The organism is Acinetobacter sp. YH12145 (assembly GCF_013418335.1).
Classification (GTDB): domain Bacteria; phylum Pseudomonadota; class Gammaproteobacteria; order Pseudomonadales; family Moraxellaceae; genus Acinetobacter; species Acinetobacter amyesii.
Genome location: NZ_VPCE01000002.1, coordinates 1 through 17,019, shown reverse-complemented (window position 1 = coordinate 17,019; position 17,019 = coordinate 1). Strand labels below are relative to the sequence as shown.

The 17,019-nt window shown below is 40.8% G+C and carries 15 protein-coding genes and 2 tRNA genes; 5 read left to right on the top strand and 12 right to left on the bottom strand.

The window, feature by feature from the left end:
- Positions 1-38 precede the first annotated feature (38 nt).
- The gene (locus FTU80_RS16505; RefSeq protein WP_373685159.1) at positions 39-146 is read left to right on the top strand and encodes a hypothetical protein; all 108 of its coding nucleotides are present in this window, start codon (positions 39-41) and stop codon (positions 144-146) included.
- 82 nt (positions 147-228) lie between these two features.
- On the opposite strand, the gene epmA is transcribed toward FTU80_RS16505, so the two are convergent.
- The 6 genes from epmA to greB all read right to left on the bottom strand — a co-directional run bounded on the left by epmA (position 229) and on the right by greB (position 4,295).
- The gene (epmA, locus tag FTU80_RS01290; protein WP_373685162.1) at positions 229-1,197 is read right to left on the bottom strand and encodes an EF-P lysine aminoacylase EpmA; all 969 of its coding nucleotides are present in this window, start codon (positions 1,195-1,197) and stop codon (positions 229-231) included.
- Between the two features lie 5 nt (positions 1,198-1,202).
- Complete coding sequence (locus tag FTU80_RS01285) at positions 1,203-2,270, bottom strand: 4-phosphoerythronate dehydrogenase (protein WP_180083842.1); 1,068 nt, start codon at positions 2,268-2,270, stop codon at positions 1,203-1,205.
- A gap of 116 nt (positions 2,271-2,386) precedes the next feature.
- On the bottom strand, positions 2,387-3,139 hold the full coding sequence (locus FTU80_RS01280) for a class II aldolase/adducin family protein (protein WP_180083840.1): 753 nt from the start codon (positions 3,137-3,139) through the stop codon (positions 2,387-2,389).
- Between the two features lie 165 nt (positions 3,140-3,304).
- Positions 3,305-3,394 (bottom strand) — tRNA-Ser (locus tag FTU80_RS01275).
- 230 nt (positions 3,395-3,624) lie between these two features.
- Positions 3,625-3,714: transfer RNA gene (locus FTU80_RS01270), tRNA-Ser, on the bottom strand.
- 86 nt (positions 3,715-3,800) lie between these two features.
- Positions 3,801-4,295 (bottom strand): transcription elongation factor GreB, encoded by a 495-nt coding sequence (gene greB, locus FTU80_RS01265; protein WP_180083838.1) that lies wholly within the window; start codon positions 4,293-4,295, stop codon positions 3,801-3,803.
- Between the two features lie 365 nt (positions 4,296-4,660).
- On the opposite strand from greB, the gene FTU80_RS01260 reads away from it, so the two are divergent.
- Positions 4,661-5,773, top strand: a complete 1,113-nt coding sequence (locus tag FTU80_RS01260; protein ID WP_180083836.1) for a transglycosylase SLT domain-containing protein — start codon at positions 4,661-4,663, stop codon at positions 5,771-5,773.
- A gap of 76 nt (positions 5,774-5,849) precedes the next feature.
- On the opposite strand, the gene FTU80_RS01255 is transcribed toward FTU80_RS01260, so the two are convergent.
- The gene (locus tag FTU80_RS01255; RefSeq protein WP_180008384.1) at positions 5,850-6,233 is read right to left on the bottom strand and encodes an SCP2 sterol-binding domain-containing protein; all 384 of its coding nucleotides are present in this window, start codon (positions 6,231-6,233) and stop codon (positions 5,850-5,852) included.
- A 222-nt stretch (positions 6,234-6,455) separates the two neighbouring features.
- A complete protein-coding gene (ttcA, locus tag FTU80_RS01250; RefSeq protein ID WP_180083834.1) occupies positions 6,456-7,385 on the bottom strand; it encodes a tRNA 2-thiocytidine(32) synthetase TtcA in 930 nt (309 codons plus the stop codon).
- A 497-nt stretch (positions 7,386-7,882) separates the two neighbouring features.
- Here ttcA and FTU80_RS01245 point away from each other — a divergent pair, with 497 nt between their 5' ends.
- Positions 7,883-8,746 carry a lytic transglycosylase domain-containing protein gene (locus tag FTU80_RS01245; protein ID WP_180023271.1) on the top strand — a complete coding sequence of 288 codons (864 nt, stop codon included), beginning with the start codon at positions 7,883-7,885 and terminating at the stop codon, positions 8,744-8,746.
- Positions 8,747-8,879: 133 nt separating this feature from the next.
- A complete protein-coding gene (gene htpX / locus FTU80_RS01240) occupies positions 8,880-9,785 on the top strand; it encodes a protease HtpX (protein ID WP_078192146.1) in 906 nt (301 codons plus the stop codon).
- Between the two features lie 161 nt (positions 9,786-9,946).
- On the opposite strand, the gene FTU80_RS01235 is transcribed toward htpX, so the two are convergent.
- From FTU80_RS01235 to FTU80_RS01225, 3 genes are all read right to left on the bottom strand, one after another.
- Complete coding sequence (locus tag FTU80_RS01235) at positions 9,947-10,537, bottom strand: DUF4112 domain-containing protein (RefSeq protein WP_180083832.1); 591 nt, start codon at positions 10,535-10,537, stop codon at positions 9,947-9,949.
- Positions 10,538-10,617: 80 nt separating this feature from the next.
- Complete coding sequence (gene mgtE / locus FTU80_RS01230; protein WP_180083830.1) at positions 10,618-11,958, bottom strand: magnesium transporter; 1,341 nt, start codon at positions 11,956-11,958, stop codon at positions 10,618-10,620.
- A gap of 230 nt (positions 11,959-12,188) precedes the next feature.
- Positions 12,189-15,299, bottom strand: a complete 3,111-nt coding sequence (locus FTU80_RS01225; RefSeq protein WP_180083828.1) for a multidrug efflux RND transporter permease subunit — start codon at positions 15,297-15,299, stop codon at positions 12,189-12,191.
- A gap of 276 nt (positions 15,300-15,575) precedes the next feature.
- Here FTU80_RS01225 and FTU80_RS01220 point away from each other — a divergent pair, with 276 nt between their 5' ends.
- Positions 15,576-16,763 (top strand): glycerophosphodiester phosphodiesterase, encoded by a 1,188-nt coding sequence (locus FTU80_RS01220; protein WP_180083826.1) that lies wholly within the window; start codon positions 15,576-15,578, stop codon positions 16,761-16,763.
- A 56-nt stretch (positions 16,764-16,819) separates the two neighbouring features.
- On the opposite strand, the gene FTU80_RS01215 is transcribed toward FTU80_RS01220, so the two are convergent.
- A partial coding sequence (locus FTU80_RS01215) for a hypothetical protein (RefSeq protein ID WP_180083824.1) occupies positions 16,820-17,019 on the bottom strand: 200 nt, incomplete at its 5' end.

Below are 17,019 nucleotides of genomic sequence, written 5' to 3'. Positions count from 1 at the left end.
ATGCCATTTATCGCGATCAAGGTTTAGGGCGACGGTTCATGCAAGCCATTGAGCAAAGCGCACGGCGACAAGATCTAAAACGTATTTTCTCAATAGTGGGAATCGTTCAGAACGATATGCCGCACATGCCTATTATCAAAATTTAGGGTTTGAAGCCTATATGGTTTAAATTTTACTAAATATTTAAATTGATCGGCCAATTTTACCATCAGCCGATCAAGACATTTTTTAAGAAATATCGGCTGGAAAACTAATGACTTTTTCAAGTTTTAACTGATTCGTTGCCACCATTAGCAATCGATCAATGCCTAAGGCTATACCTGCACACTCACTCATATGCGGTAATGCAGCAAGCAAATATTCATCAATCGGCATCACATGCAACCCAAGTTTAGCGCGCTCTGCATTATCTGCCTCAAAACGACTTCGTAAAACATCCGCATCAATCAGTTCATCATAAGCGTTCGCTAACTCTAAACCTTCGATATAGAGCTCAAATCGTGCTGCAACCAATTCACCATCTTCGTCCACACGGGTTTTCGCCAAAGAAGCCATTTCCGGTGGAAAATCTGTCAGGAACACTGGCGCATCAAAACCGAGGCTCGGCTCAACATAATGCGAAAACAATAAATCCATATAGCCTAAACGGTCTTCACCCAGATCTAAGCTAAGTCCAACACGACGACAGCAATCTTTCAGATCTTGTAAAGTGGCTTGTAACGGATTCAAATCCAAACGATCCATAAAAGCATGCTTATAGCTCAAAATAGTCGGACGAATTTCACCAAAGCGCTGTTTCAAAGTTTCATTCAATAGGTCAGTCACTTCAAACATCAAGTCTTTTAAGCTAAAACCCGGACGGTACCATTCCAACATGGTGAATTCACTGTTGTGTTTACGTCCATGTTCATCATCACGGAAAACTTTACAGATTTGGTAAATAGGCCCACTACCACTTGCCAACAGACGCTTCATGGCAAATTCAGGTGAAGTTTGCAAATAATGCGTTTGCTTTTGACCATTCACATGACGCTGAGCTTGTACCGATGCTAAATGCACATCGGTGACACCGGCTTGAGAAAGCACAGGTGTTTCCACTTCAAGCACATCACGTGCAGCAAAAAACTGGCGAATTTGAACATACATCGTGGCACGTGCATGAAGTGCAGTGAGTTCACAACTCGGTTGAAAGTTCATTTGACTCATGCTGCTGGGCCTCCATGTGCAGCCCATTCACGGCGTAAAGGATAGGTTTTACGTAAATAATCAAAAGCTTTTTGATCCACTTTACCGTCTTTTAGGCAAGCACGTAAGTTTGCATCGTCACGAGCAATGTCATAAATATCTTTTAAATAACGCTGTAATACCGTCTTAAAGTCAGCACTAGTAAAATACTGCTCACAAACGGGTAACTGACTTTCAAAAGCTTTATTTATCGGTTGATTGAAAGTTTGACAGAATGCTTCATAGATCATCTGTGTGCCACGTGCTTTACCTTCCAAGCTGTAGCCTGCAATATGGGGTGTCACCACGTAAATTAAATCCAACAACGCTGCTGAAATCTCTGGCTCATGTTCAAAAACATCTAAGACCACTTTACGCTGAGTTTGTTGAATATCGGCAATTAAGGCAGCTTCTTCGACCACTGGCCCACGCGCGGAATTAATCAAGATCGCTGTAGGCTTCATAGCAGAAAGCGTAGCTGCGTTGATTAAATGATAGGTTGGATGTTCACCCTCTTTGGTCAGTGGCACATGGGTACTAATCGCATCTGCATTTTTTAACAGTTCTGCAAATTCAACTTGTTTCACCTGATCAGATTGCACAAATGGATCATAGCCAATGACATTCCAACCGAATAATTCTGCCATGACCGCTAAACGTGAACCAACATTACCTAAACCAACAATGCCCAAGGTAAATTTTTCATTTGCATTCAACAGTTGAGGTTTAATGTAGAGCAATGCAGTAATCACATATTCAGCAACCGCTTGTGCATTACAACCTGCGGCATTTGACCAAGCAATGCCCTGCTTTTCTAGAGCATTAATATCTAAATGATCTGTTCCAATCGTAGCACTACCGACAAATTTGAGTGCGGTCTGTTGAATTAATTCTGCATTTACCTGAGTCACTGATCGTACCAATAATGCATCGGCTACTTTGACATCCTCATGGGTCAATGTTCGACCTGCCGCTTGCTTTATTTCACCAAATTCAGTAAAAAAATACTCAGTAAATGCCAGATTTTCATCTGCAACGATTTTCATAGTTCATCTCATAGTTCCACTATGAACATGATAACGCGTTGATCAAGCCATGACTATTCTTCTGCACATAAGGCACAGTGCCTTCAATCTACAACCTTGATGATTGAAAAATTATATTAGCGACAATAATCTGACTGCTGATCTTCAATTAAAGACAAGGCCGCCTGCCAAGCCGCTTGAATAATGGGCTCGGCCATCGGATTTTCAAACTGCTGCAACGTATGTTCACAAACCTTCGGACTTGGATAATGCAATGTAGCACTCGACAACGCTTTTACTTGAATTTGACAAGCTCGTTCTAAAAAATAAATTTCATGAAATGCCCGTGCCACACTATCTCCAGTCGCAAGTAAACCATGATTGCGTAAAATCATGCAGCGATAATGACCCATGTCATGCACCAACCTTTCACGCTCTTCAGTTGAAAAGGCTATGCCCTCATATTCATGATAAGCAATGTTCTGATAGAACTTTAACGCATGTTGCGATATTGGCAATAAACCATGTTCTTGTGCAGAAACTGCTACACCATCCGCAGTATGCGTATGAATAACGCAATTAATATTTGCACGCGCATGATGTAAGGCAGAATGAATCACAAAGCCCGCAACATTCACCATCTTCCCTGCATCATAAGTTTCAATAATTTTTCCTTCATGATCAATTTTGACCAAATCAGAAGCTGTCATTTTGTCAAAGGTCACACCATAACGATTAATCAAAAAATGCTCCGGTTCATGACTTAAACGCAGGCTGATATGAGTATCAATTAAGTCGGTCATTTTATAATAAGCCACCAAGCGATACAGTGCCGCCAATTGACAACGCGCTTGCCATTCCAGTTCATGAATAAGCTCTGGTTTTTGCATGGGTGAATTCCTTTTCTAAATCGATTGATCTAGTTTTCTGTTTATTGTGAATAATTAATAGCATGTCATATCCATGCTGTATATCAGCTTCGCCTTTAGAAAAAACTTTTCAAAAAATTTAGGCAATAAAAAAACCCCAATCGTTAAATTGGGGTTTTTTGAATATGGCGGAAGCGGTGAGATTCGAACTCACGGAGGACTCGCGCCCTCGTCGGTTTTCAAGACCGGTGCATTAAACCGCTCTGCCACGCTTCCATGGCCGCTATCATATAAATAAAAATTCAAATTGGCAAATTATTTTGCCTTATTTTGACTACTTAGCGAATCGTTCATACAAAATTTAGTCGATTGTAAAATTTTGGTTTAGGTCAGAAAAATAGAAGCTGAATCAATATGTATTGAATTAAGGTCAAGGCTAATTGCATTACCTCAATTTACGCACATAAAAAAACCCTGATGCTAAAAACATCAAGGTTTTTTGAATATGGCGGAAGCGGTGAGATTCGAACTCACGGAGGACTCGCGCCCTCGTCGGTTTTCAAGACCGGTGCATTAAACCGCTCTGCCACGCTTCCATGGCCGCCATCATATAAATAAAATTCAGCAATGGCAAATTATTTTGTAAAAAACACGTCCAATTGAACAAAATAAGAGCAGTTTGTTATTTTTCAGTACTTTCGCCCATTTCATAACGAATTGAATTGATATACCAACATTTTTTCCCCAGCGGGGTTAGGACTTCGACTTCATCATCCACTTGCTTGGATAAGAGTGCTCGAGCCATAGGTGAATCAATTGAGATATGCTGCGGATGATGATCATAAATTTCATCTACCCCCACAATCCTTAGCGTTTTTTGTTCACCGTCATCATTTTCAATATCGACCCATGCCCCAAAATAAACTTTCCCTTTTTGTTCGGGTGAGTAATCGATAATACGAAGCTCTTCCAAACGTTTTCCCAAGTAGCGTACACGTCGATCAATTTTGCGTAACAATTGCTTATTATATTGATAATCCGCGTTTTCCGAACGATCTCCAAGACTAGCCGCCCAGTTCACTTTTTTGGTAATTTCAGGTCGCTCTTCATGCCATAAATGTTGAAGTTCAGCGACCAATAAATCGTGTCCACCACGGGTAATTAAGTTAGATTTCATGAAGATTTTTAGGCCTTGAGCAAGTGCTGATTTTTACAAAACATGCCTATTTTATCCTCCATTTCTACACAGGCAAAGTATATAAAATTTATTCCCAAACAAAATCAATTGTTTATGTTACATATTTTAATATTTTTTCGTACAAAATTTGACAAGTATTTTTTTGCTCATTATTATGCGCACATCTTTTAGGCTTGTTTAATTTTTATCCAGTGTAGATTTTCTACATATTTCCCGAAACCCCCTAGTCATTTTTGAATGACGTCATGACTGCCCAACCCTTATTGAATTTATCAAACTTGAAAAAGTCTGAGGCCTGTTTGCCTTTGCTTTTTAGGGCATAAATTACTTGTAGCGGAGACAACATGCACAGTAGTTCAACTTCTGGGTCGAGGCTTTGCCTTAACTCTTTTAACTCTCTCCCGTTTAAAGCGCTTGCACTTAGTACTATCTTAATTCCTTTTCACAGTATTAATGCCAGCAAAACAGCACATCAATATGATGCTGTCGTCAACAGTAATAAACTCACTGTTGTTGCAGTTGCCAATCCTGCCATTGTTTTTCAGGATGGTAAACATCGACATGGTTTTGGTTACGACCTTGCACGTAACTATGCAGAAAGTTTAAATGTCCAATTAGATTTTAAAACAGTGAATGACAATGCCACTGCTTTAAAAATGGTTGCCAAAGGTCAAGCCAATTTTGCTATGACCACTGCCGAAATGAGTACCATTGAAGCCAAGCATTTGACGTCATTTTCAGCCAGTTGTGGTGATACCGTTTCTTTAAAAAAGAATGGTTTAAACAGCAACTTAAACTGGGTATTTAAAAATGCAGATGATCCATTAAGCCAAACCGCGAGTGGTTTTATTTGCCGTGCCAAACAAAATGGCGCAATTGGACAGTTGGCATCATTCTACAACCGTAATGTGGTCAAACAAGATTCTTGGAATGTGATTCAACGTGATTTAAGTAAACGTATGCCGATCTATAAGGCAAGTTTTAAAAACACGGCCAAGCAATACGATCTAGACTGGCATTTATTGGCAGCGATTGGTTATCAAGAGTCTTACCTCAAACCTGACTCGGTATCCCCAACGGGTGTTCGTGGCATTATGATGCTGACCAACAGTACAGCAAAAGCCATGGGTGTGAGCAACCGTACAGATGCGACTCAAAGCATTCAAGGTGGTGCAAAGTACTATGACCAAATGTTAAACCGTTATAGTAACATTCCGTACCCTGATCGTAATTGGTATGCCTTAGTGGCTTATAACATGGGTCCTGGTGCTGTAAGTCAGATTCAAAAGCGCATCCAAGCTCAGGGTAAAAACCCAAATAAGTGGGTGAATTTATATGCTTATCTAGACCGTAACAAGGCCAGCAATGGTCGTTATCGTCAAGCTGTGCAATATGTCACGCGTATTCGTGCGTATTTGGAACATATTAAAACCACACCTCAACTTGTGAATATCTAATATGCGTCCACTTAACATTTACATGTGAGCGCACAAAAAAAAGCTTACCTTCGGGTAAGCTTTTTTCGTTTTAGACTTAAGCAGTTTGCTCAAGTACTTTTTTGAACAAATCTTTTTGCTCAGCACTTGGTTTTGCTGTTTGCAATGCCATCAATTGTGACATATCACCTTGTACTTTTATTTTGCCCGTCATAAACGCTTGCATCGCTGCAGCCATATCAAATTCAAGGAATACTTTACGTAAAGTTTCAGCATCCATGTTCAAAGTTGTTTTCGCGTTTGAAGATAAACCTTTTTTAATTGCACCACCGTCTAATGACAATTCAGTATTGCCTGCAGCGTCAGCAACCACAAGGTTAATTGCAAGATTAGCCAATGCAGGTGGTAAGTTTAAATCACCAGCTTGAGCTGTCAAAGTTTCTACAGTTGAAAACCAATCATCAGTTAAAAAAGCAGGCATGATCTTTCCTCAATTTATTTTGTTCGTGTGTGTTGCCGTTCCGGACAACATCAGTGCAAGCATATTTTGCTTGAGGTTTGTTATAGCATGATCATTTGTGAAAAGGCTAAAGTTTTTTGTACGCACCGTTCAATATTTAACTGTTTAATAACAAAATGAGAAAAATCATAAGCATAAAAAAGGCATTCCGTAGAATGCCTTTTGCATGATAAGGTTTTCGGCTTAATCTGCCATAAACCCTAAGTTCACCATATTAATGCGTTTGCTTTCTGAATCACCTTCATCAGTTGAACAACTTTCGCTATTTTTAAAGTCAAATTCGCGTTGTTCATCTAGGGCTTCAAAGTCGAATAACTCACGGTCAGCCAGTTGTGAAGGTGATACATTTTGCAACGCACCAAAAATACTGTGTAAACGTTTTGGAAATTCTTTATCCCAAGTACGCAGCATGTCATTTAACATCGCACGTTGTAAGTTTTCCTGAGAACCACACAAATTACATGGGATAATTGGGAACTTACGCATTTCTGCATATTTGATAATGTCTTTTTCTTCCACATAAGCCAGTGGACGAATCAAAATGTTCTTTTTGTCAGAAGACAATAATTTCGGTGGCATGGCTTTTAAGCTGCCGCCATGGAACAAGTTCAAAAAGAACGTCGCCAAAATATCATCACGGTGATGACCTAAAGCCACTTTCGTCGCCCCAATTTCTTGAGCAAAGCCGTATAACGAACCACGACGTAGACGCGAGCACACTGCGCAGTACGTTTTACCTTCTGGTGTTAAACGTTTGGTAATGCTGTAAGTATCTTTTTCTAAGATGTAATACGGAATTTTGTTTTCTTCTAAATAACGTGGCAATACGTCTTCAGGGAAACCCGGCTGTTTTTGGTCAAGGTTGACCGCAACCACATCAAAATTAATCGGCGCAATACGCTTAAACTGCAACAAAATGTCGAGCAAGGTATAACTGTCTTTACCGCCTGAAATACAGACCATCACTTTGTCACCCTCTTCGATCATTTTAAAATCACGAATAGCATGACCGACCTGACGGCGTAGCTTTTTCAATAAACGATAATACGCAGAGCTAGTTGGTAGTTCTGGTTTGAAATTAAATCCTTGTTCGGACTCAACTGGCGAGAACATAGACGAGTTAAACCTAAAAAAAAATACCGCGCAATTTTATCCGATTCACAGACTTCTCGCATCAAAAGAATGTAATTTCCGAAAAAAGTAGAAATACTGTCATGATCACGTAAACTTCAGTGCAATATTCTATACGGTACAGTTCATTTTTTAGCCCAAATGCTTATCTTTTGGACTTTTCCACAGTTGTCCACAAAAGCTGTGGATAACTTTGTGGATTCTAAATGACTTGACAAGGTGAGCCGCCCTTATTTTAAGGCTTTTATTTAAATTGATCATTTTTTGATCAATTTAAATAAATTTAATTATCAATGGCTTAAGTGTGTCAAGTTAAGATCAATAAAAAAAAATAAATATTTTTTTTGATTATTGAATCATCAAAATGACTTGATTTTTACAAAGTAAAGAAGAAATCAGTCTATGAAGCCTTTTCATCTAATTTTTTTTTGATAAACTCTCTTTAACTGTTTGGGGACAGAATTTTTCTTCACAATAAAATGAAAAACATTACTTGGACTTTGGGGCTGTTATTAGGTGGAAGTGTGGCTATCAGTTTAGCAGCACCAAACATTTTTGCCGGCCAAACGATTTATCAATTGCGTGAAAGTAATGGCACAACGTTACTGACCAATAAACAAGGCCGCTATAGCAATCTAAAAGTTGAGAAAAAAACCTACTATCCGGACAGTAATATCCATAGTTATAGTAACTGGGGCTCAAATGAAGCGTCTGTGTTACCCAGCTATAGTAGGAATAAAAATGCCTTTGACAATATTATTAAACAAGCAGCGGCCCAACATGGTGTTTCCGAAGGTCTAATCAAAGCGGTGATGCATACCGAATCAGGCTTTAACACTAATGCTCGTTCACCTGTTGGCGCCCAAGGTTTAATGCAGCTCATGCCTGCCACGGCACGTCGCTTCAATGTAACAAATGCTTATGATCCTCATCAGAATATTATGGCTGGTGCTCGATATTTATCTTGGCTACTGAAACGTTTTAATGGTAACACCTCACTTGCCTTAGCTGGTTATAACGCAGGTGAAGGCAATGTCGCAAAATATGGTGGTATCCCACCTTTTCGTGAAACACAAGATTATGTCCGCCGTGTTACTAGCCGCTATAACAACCTATATGCTGGTAGTTTAAGTGTATCAGGTTCGAGCAATTCCAATATCGCTTCAAATAGTGGTCGGATTATTGCCAGTTCGGATAATTATCATGCTGCTGCCCCTACGGTTGCTAAATCATCGGCACGTCAAATTATTCAAACAGACAATGGTAGTTTTACCGACGCACCTTCAGGTTCATTTGCCACAGCAAATGCGTCTGCTTCAGCGCGTATTTATTTCAATGAATAAATTCACTGATTTTGTAAAATTGCATCTGTTTTACTAATTTTTCCTTGAAATTTTAAGACTTTCACCTCATATTGAGTTTAATGATTTTTATTTGTAAATCAGATCATTTTTCTATAATAAGAGGATTTACCCAATGATGCGGATTGGTTTGTTCTTGCTGACCAACCTCGCGGTACTGGTTGTAGCTGGCATAATCTTGTCACTCTTCGGTGTCGGTAGTTACCACGGTGCAGGCGGCTTAAACTTAGGCAACTTGCTCGTAATCTGTTTTGTGTTCGGTATGGTGGGTTCAATGATCTCACTATTCATGTCAAAATGGATGGCGAAGAAAACCACGGGTACAGAGCTGATTGACCCTAATGCACCACGTAACCAAGCTGAAGCATGGTTACTTAACGAAGTTGCGCAACTAGCACAACGTTCTGGTATCAAAATGCCAGAAGTGGGTATTTTCCCATCGTACCAGTCAAATGCCTTTGCAACAGGCTGGAATAAAAATGATGCTTTAGTAGCAGTTTCTACCGGTCTACTTGAGCGTATGAACAAAGACGAGCTCCGTGCCGTACTCGCTCACGAAATTGGTCACGTAGCCAATGGTGATATGGTAACCCTTGCATTGGTGCAAGGTGTAGTCAACGCCTTTGTCATGTTCTTTGCACGTGTAGCAGGTGATTTCATTGACCGTAATGTTTTTGGTCGTGAAGATGGTGAAGCACCGGGTATCGCATATTTTGTCATTACGATTGTATTAGATATTGTTTTTGGTATCGCAGCGTCTGCCATTGTGATGTGGTTCTCTCGCTACCGTGAATACCGTGCCGATGAAGCTGGTGCGCGTTTAGCAGGTAAACAAGCGATGATTTCTGCCCTGTTACGTTTACAAGCAGAATCTGAAATGCCAGATCAAATGCCAAAAGAAATGAAAGCCTTTGCAATTTCTGCGGGTCAAGAACAAGGTTTCAGTTTAGCTGCATTGTTCCAAACACACCCAACGATTGAACAACGTGTTGCGGCATTACAACAATTAGATTGCCCATAATCGAGCATCTAATGTATGTCGTAAAAAAGCCTCCCTATGGAGGCTTTTTTACGTCTAATTTTTTCCGAACATTTACTGTCTTATCAATAATCTTTCAGCTGAACGATCTTTCAATTGAATAGCCTCTCAGTGATCGCGTTCAAGCAACAAGGCATTTCTATCTACAATACTCCATTGGCCTTTAACCATTGCCAAAGCAATGAACCACCCATATAAATTGCAAAGATAAAGACTAATAAGAAAATCATCCCGAGTATATCTGGGATATGGATCCATATCCATGCAACCACAGGGTTGCGCCAAAAAGCAGATTGCTGTTGTTTCTGTTCTAATTTTTCATGTAAAAACGGATGTACCACATGTTGATCTGTACTGATTTGATATTCTTCACGAATGTGCGTATGTACAACATCTAAAGCTTTACGGCTCGGTCGAATAAACACATCAAAGATCGTCCCTGCAACAGGAATAAACCCCACGACAGCATCTATAACTGCGAGTTTCATCACACCATTTAATTTGGCTTGTGGTACGCCAATCTGTTTGGCTTTATAGACGGCATAACAGGTCAAGACAAATCCTGCGATATCACCAGCTACGGGAATGGTACTCAACGCTGCGTCCGCACCTACCCCTTGTCGAGTAAATGGAATCCGAACCACGGAGTCCATCATATTGGCAAACTTTGCGAGATCGCGTTCAAGACGAATGACTTCTTGCTTTGACATTTTTTGTTTTAATGGTTCAGCCATGTTTTATCCAATAAAAAACGTGTAAATCACTGAGATTAAAACATATTAGAAGTCTTCAATCTGTTGCAAAATGCTAATCTCTATAAATTGAGCAATTGTGAAGCAATCATCAAATACACCACCACGCCAGTCGCATCACAAATCGAGGTTACCAAAGGTGCAGAAGCGCTTGCAGGATCGAGCTTTAACTTATTGAGTATGAAAGGCAAACTCATGCCAATTAAACAACCGAGCAATACGATACCCATCATACTCAGTGCCAAGACCAAGGCCACGGTTGCATCACCACGGTAGTAGCCTAAAATCGATACAGCAATGGCCATGGTTCCGCCCAGACACAGGGCAACCAAACTTTCACGTCCCAGCAAGTAAAACCAGTCCCTAAAATGTACATCGCCCGTTGCCAATGCACGCACCATCAGCGTTGCAGATTGAGAGCCGGCATTTCCACCACTGCCGACCAATAAGGGCAAAAAGAAAACCAATACAATATTTGCGGCAATAACGTCTTCAAAATGTGCAATGCCAATCCCAGATAACAAACTGCCAAAAACAAGAAATACCAGCCAATACACCCGTTTTTGATAGAGTTGCAATATCGGGGCAGATTTAAGACTCAATTTAGATGATGCATCGACAGCACCAGATTTTAAAAAATCTTCTGTTGCCTCTTCACTGGCCACATCCATTGCATCATCATATGTCACAATACCCACCATCACACCGGCATGATCTATAATGGGTAATGCCAGTAAGTCATAACGAGCAATGGTTTTGGCTACTTCATTCTGATCGCTGTCAAAATATGCAAAAATAATATCGGTCGCCATTAAATCACTAATATTGCTTTGTTCTTCGGCAAGTATTAATTGTTTGAGCGATAAAACACCCAGCAGCTTTCTTGCTTCATCAAGTACATAGGCCAAATAAATGGTTTCCGAATCGGGTGCCTCATAACGCAACATTTTAATGGCATCTTTTACCGACATATTCGGTTTTAGGGTGGCATATTCGGAGCTCATGATGGCCCCTGCCGTACCTTCTACATAAGAAGAGAGCTGCCGAATATCTTCACGCTCGGCCTGTGCCAATGCAGGCAATAAAGTATTTTGCTGCTCGTGATCTAAACATTTAAATAAATCGACACGCTTGTCTGAAGGCATTTCGCCCATAATTTCAGCCAAGTCTGTTCGCGTTAAACCGCGTGCAAATTTTACTTGTTCTTCGGGTTTGAGATATGAAAATACATAGGCGCGTGCAGGAAGATGCAGTAGCAGCTTTTGACTATTCTCTAAAGGTAATTGTGCCAAAATATCAGCCAAATCTGCGGCTTTAAACGTTTTAACAGAGTCTAATGCCAATGCAATATCTTGCTTGCTTAATGCATCATTTAAAAGATATAAAAAGTTGTTGTAGCTCATGCTCGCCCCCTATTACCCAACCTATGTAATAGGGCCGCAACGGCTCTTATTTTATTTGCCGAATGAACCCACATAATAATGTTGGTAAATATATATGTTTGAAATTTGGTGTATCTGACAACTGTGCCTGTCCATTTAGGGATTTAATCCTCATCAAACCGCTTATACGGCGCAGCAATACTACGAAAAACTGTTACATTTCTCAACCTTTACAACGAGACCTAAACAATTTAATCACTTATGTTTCTTTTAACAGACTTGGGCTTAAATAGAGTCCGTATCAATACATACATAAACGGAATAAAGATCAGCACCAAAACCGTACCGAATATTACCCCACCGAGTACGCTCACCCCAATCTCTTGGCGACTGGCTGCACCTGCACCAAAAGCAAGAACTAAAGGAACCACTCCTGCACCAAAAGCCAAAGAGGTCATCAAAATAGGACGTAAACGAAGTGCTGCGCCTTCCATTGCAGCTTCGATTACATGTTTGCCTTTTTCTTGTGCCATCGCTGCAAACTCTACAAGCAAGATCGCATTTTTACAGGACAGACCGATGGTCGTCAGCAAGGCAATTTGGAAATAGATGTCATTTGGAAAACCGGTCATGTAGCTAAACAAAATATTACCGCCTATCCCGAGTGGAATCGCACTCATGACTGCGGTCGGAATGCTCCAACTTTCATATAGGGCGGCAAGACAGAGGAAAATAAATCCAATCGAGACCAAATATAGCCAAATCGCTTGATGACTTGATTTTTGCTCTTCAAAAGATAAACCACTCCATGCCACATCCACGCCAGGCACCTGATCGACTAAAGCTTTAACATCCTGCATGGCTTGGCCACTTGAGACATTTTTGGCTGTATCCGCTTCCATTTGTAATGCGGTGTATCCCATAAAGCGATTGACGACTTCAGGGCCGCCACTCCAGCCAATGGTTGAAAAATTACTAAATGGAATCATTTCATTTTGGTCATTACGTACATGCCAATAAGCCAAATCTTCTGGTTTAGAACGGAATTCGGCATCTGCCTGCATCATGACGCGTTTAATACGTCCACGGTCAATGAAATCGTTAATATAACTCCCGCCCCATGCACTACTCATGGTGCTATTAATCGCATTTTGCGTTAAACCCATAGCCATCGCTTGTTTTTGATCAATATCAACTTTCAGTTCAGCTTTGTCTGGGTTAGAGCGTTTGTCTAAATTTTCGAAACTACTGAATTGTGCGGATTTCTCTTGCAGGCTTTTAAATTGCTCATCGAGATAAGCACGACCCTCACCATTCATATCTCGCAGCCAAAACTCCAGACCATCGGTTTGCCCAAGACCGCTGACTGAAGACGGCATGCTGACATTGATTTGTGCATTGTTGAACTTTTTAAAATGTTTCATAGCACGTTCACGAATCGCTTGCGCTGAATTGTATTGTCCTGAACGTTCATCCCAATGCTTCAGTGCAATAAAGCCTTGCCCTAAGTTTTGACCCGTACCAGAAAAATTTCGTCCATAACGAATCATCACCAAATCAATATTTTGCTTTTCTTCAGTCAAAAAGTACTGCCGAATTTGTTCACCGATCTCACGACTTTTCGACATCGGTGCACCTTCTTGTAATTTAAGTTGCACACTCAAAATGCCCTGGTCTTCACTAGGAATAAAACTGGTCGGCAAAGCACGATAAAACAAAGCAAATACCGTAATGAGCCCCGCAAACAAAACCACCGTCCATAAGCGATAACGAACCGTGGCTTGTGCAAGTGCTAGATATTTGGTTTTTAAAGTCTCTAATTTGGTGTTAAACCAAATCGCCCAGCGCTGTGGTTTCGGATTGGGTTTTAAAATTAAGGCACATAATGCAGGGGTTAAAATCAGCGCAACCATCAGTGACAAGCCCATTGCAGCCACGAGTGTGATGGAAAATTGTCTATAGATCACGCCCGTTGAGCCACCAAAGAACGCCATGGGAATAAATACAGCGGTCAATACCAAAGTAATCCCGATTAATGCCCCGCTAATTTCATGCATCGACTCGATGGCCGCTTGTTTTGCTGTTAACTGTTGTTCATGCATTAAACGTTCGACGTTTTCCACCACAACAATCGCATCATCGACCAACAGACCGATGGCCAGTACCAATGCAAACAATGTGAGCGTATTAATGGTCATGCCCAAAGCATATAAAATCGCTAAAGTCCCAAGAATCACCACAGGCACCGTAATCGCAGGTATCAGCGTTGCTCGCCAATTTTGTAAGAAGATAAACATCACCAAAACCACCAGTAAAACGGCTTCGAATAACGTTTTCACCACTTCTTTAATCGATTCTTGTACAAATGGCGTGTTATCCCGTGGATAAACGATTTTATAACCGGCAGGTAATTGCTTCGCTAACTGTTCAATTTCTTGCTTAATTAAGGCTGAGGTTTCAAGTGCATTTGCCCCAGAAGCCAATGAGATCCCCATCCCTGAAGATGGATACCCGTTAATGGTATTAACCCCTGAATAATTTTCCGCACCCAATTCAACACGTGCAACGTCTTTTAAATAGACAAAACTGCCGTTTCGTGCAGATTTGACAATAATATTTTCAAATTCTTCAACTGACTTTAAACGTGAACCTGAAGTGACTTTTGCATTGAGATATTGATCCGATACACTCGGCAATTCACCTACGGCTCCGGCTGCAACCTGCGTATTTTGTGATTCAACAGCCGCACGGATATCACTGGGCATAAGGCTATATTGCTTTAACTTCAGTGGGTTGAGCCAAATGCGCATGGCAAATTGCGAACCAAAAACATCGACTTCACCGATACCCTCAATTCGAGCAATGTCCTGCTCTAGATGAGTCATCATATAGTCACCAAGTTCGATATTCGAACTCTTGCCAGTCTCATCATAGAGGCCGATAACCATATGGGTATCACCCAAAGATTTATAGACATTTACCCCTTGGCGCTGCACATCTTCAGGCAGCCGATTGATTACTCCATTTATGGCATTTTGTACTTGTACTTGAGCGGTATCTGGGTCAGTGCCATTTTCAAAACTGATGCTGATCCGGCTTCGACCTGAAGAGTCGCTGCTTGAACTAAAATATAAAAGGTGATCAATTCCTTTAATTTGTTGTTCAAGAACTTGTGTGACACTTTCCTCAACTGTTTCTGCTGACGCACCGCTATAACTTGCGCTGACCGTAATTCGTGGTGGCGCAATATCTGGATAGCGCTCTACCGGTAAATTGAGCACAGCAAATAGCCCGAGCGCCATGACGATGATCGCCAAGACACCTGCAAAAATCGGTCGATAAATAAAAAACTTAGACAGCATCAGTCCATGTCACTTTTCAATTAATGAAATAAAATATGTTGATTGATTTTTTCAAAAAATCTTATTGATAATCAATCACAATGTGCTTGATTACAAGCCTAGACTACATAAAAACCTTGCTTGAAGCGAAATATGTAGAAAATATGGAGAGCCTCCACTTCAGCTATTTTAGTAAATTTATGTGACAAAACCGCCTCTGTCATGAAGTCTTAGCCACTGCCCTGCAATGTATGCCTGCAACTTCATTCATTTAAATAAAAAGATGCCGAGGCAGCCATGCAAAAACAATTAACAAAACAGTTAAATCTAGCCATAACAAGCAAAGTGAAATCCTCATGGGGCGTGTCTTCACTGCTCCTTTTTAGCGTTTTTGGTTTATCTGCATGTAATTCGGATGACGATAAAACCCATGTCACCAAGCCCCCTATTTTGCCTGATACAGGTTTTGTCATTGTTGGGCATCGTGGTGCCAGTGCTTTGCGACCTGAGCATACTCTTGCCGCATATCAAAAAGCGATTGACGATGGTGCGGATTTTATCGAACCCGATTTAGTGCCAACCAAGGATGGCTATCTGGTTGCGCGCCATGAAAGTGAAATTTCAGGGACAACCAATATCAGTACGCTGCCACAATTTGCGGATCGAAAAACCACCAAAAAAATCGATGGTATCGACTATACAGGATGGTTTACGGAAGACTTTAATTTGAATGAACTGACTCAAAATGTAAAAGCACGTGAGCGTATTGCTCAATATCGCCCTAATAACACTCAATATAATGATCAATACAGCATCCCAACGCTCGAACAAATCATTGAACTTGCCGAAGCTCATTATAAAAAAACTGGAAAAATTGTTGGTTTATATATTGAAACCAAGCATCCAACATTTTTCCAACAGCAAAATCTAGCCATGGAAGATCGTTTACTCACCACGCTTGCCAAATACAGTTATACACGTGATATCGCGCCTGTATATTTACAGTCTTTTGAAACCACCAATCTTAAATACTTACGTGATCAACTCACGCAAAAGAAAACCCTCAAACATGGCAAAATTATTCAATTATTAGATAGCCCAACTGCCATACCGGGTGACTTACAGCAACAAAGCTCACCTCAAAATTATGCAAGTTTAGCCACTGCAGAAGGCCTAAAATCAGTGGCAAAATATGCAGATGGTGTAGGTCCAAGTAAAACCTATATTTTTTCAAACACTGAATTTAAACAAACCAATTTTGTCAAAGATGCCCATGCTGCTGGTTTGAAAGTTCATCCTTATACGCTCAGACCTGAAAATGGTTTTTTACCTGACTATTTAAAATGTAGCTCAGTGGCAACCGAACGTTGTGATACCGGTGCGGCTAAAGAATTTGAAAACTTCTATAAAGCTGGTGTAGATGGTGTATTTGCAGATGATCCGGGACTGGTGCGCAAAACCTTAACGCAACTGCAAAAACCCTAATTTTTCTAAAATGAAAAAAGACGCCGAGGCGTCTTTTTTATTGTTCAATGGAAACCTTAAAGCGGGTTTGCCAAATATTCTGCGGCTGACTGCGTTGCCACTGGCTGAGGTGTTGGAGCTGTCGGAGCTGTCGGAGCTGTCGGAGCTGTCGGAGCTGTCGGAGCTGTCGGAGCTGTCGGAGCTGTCGGAGCTGTCGGAGCTGTCGGAGCTGTCGGAGCTGTCGGAGCTGTCGGAGCTGTCGGAGCTGTCGGATGTA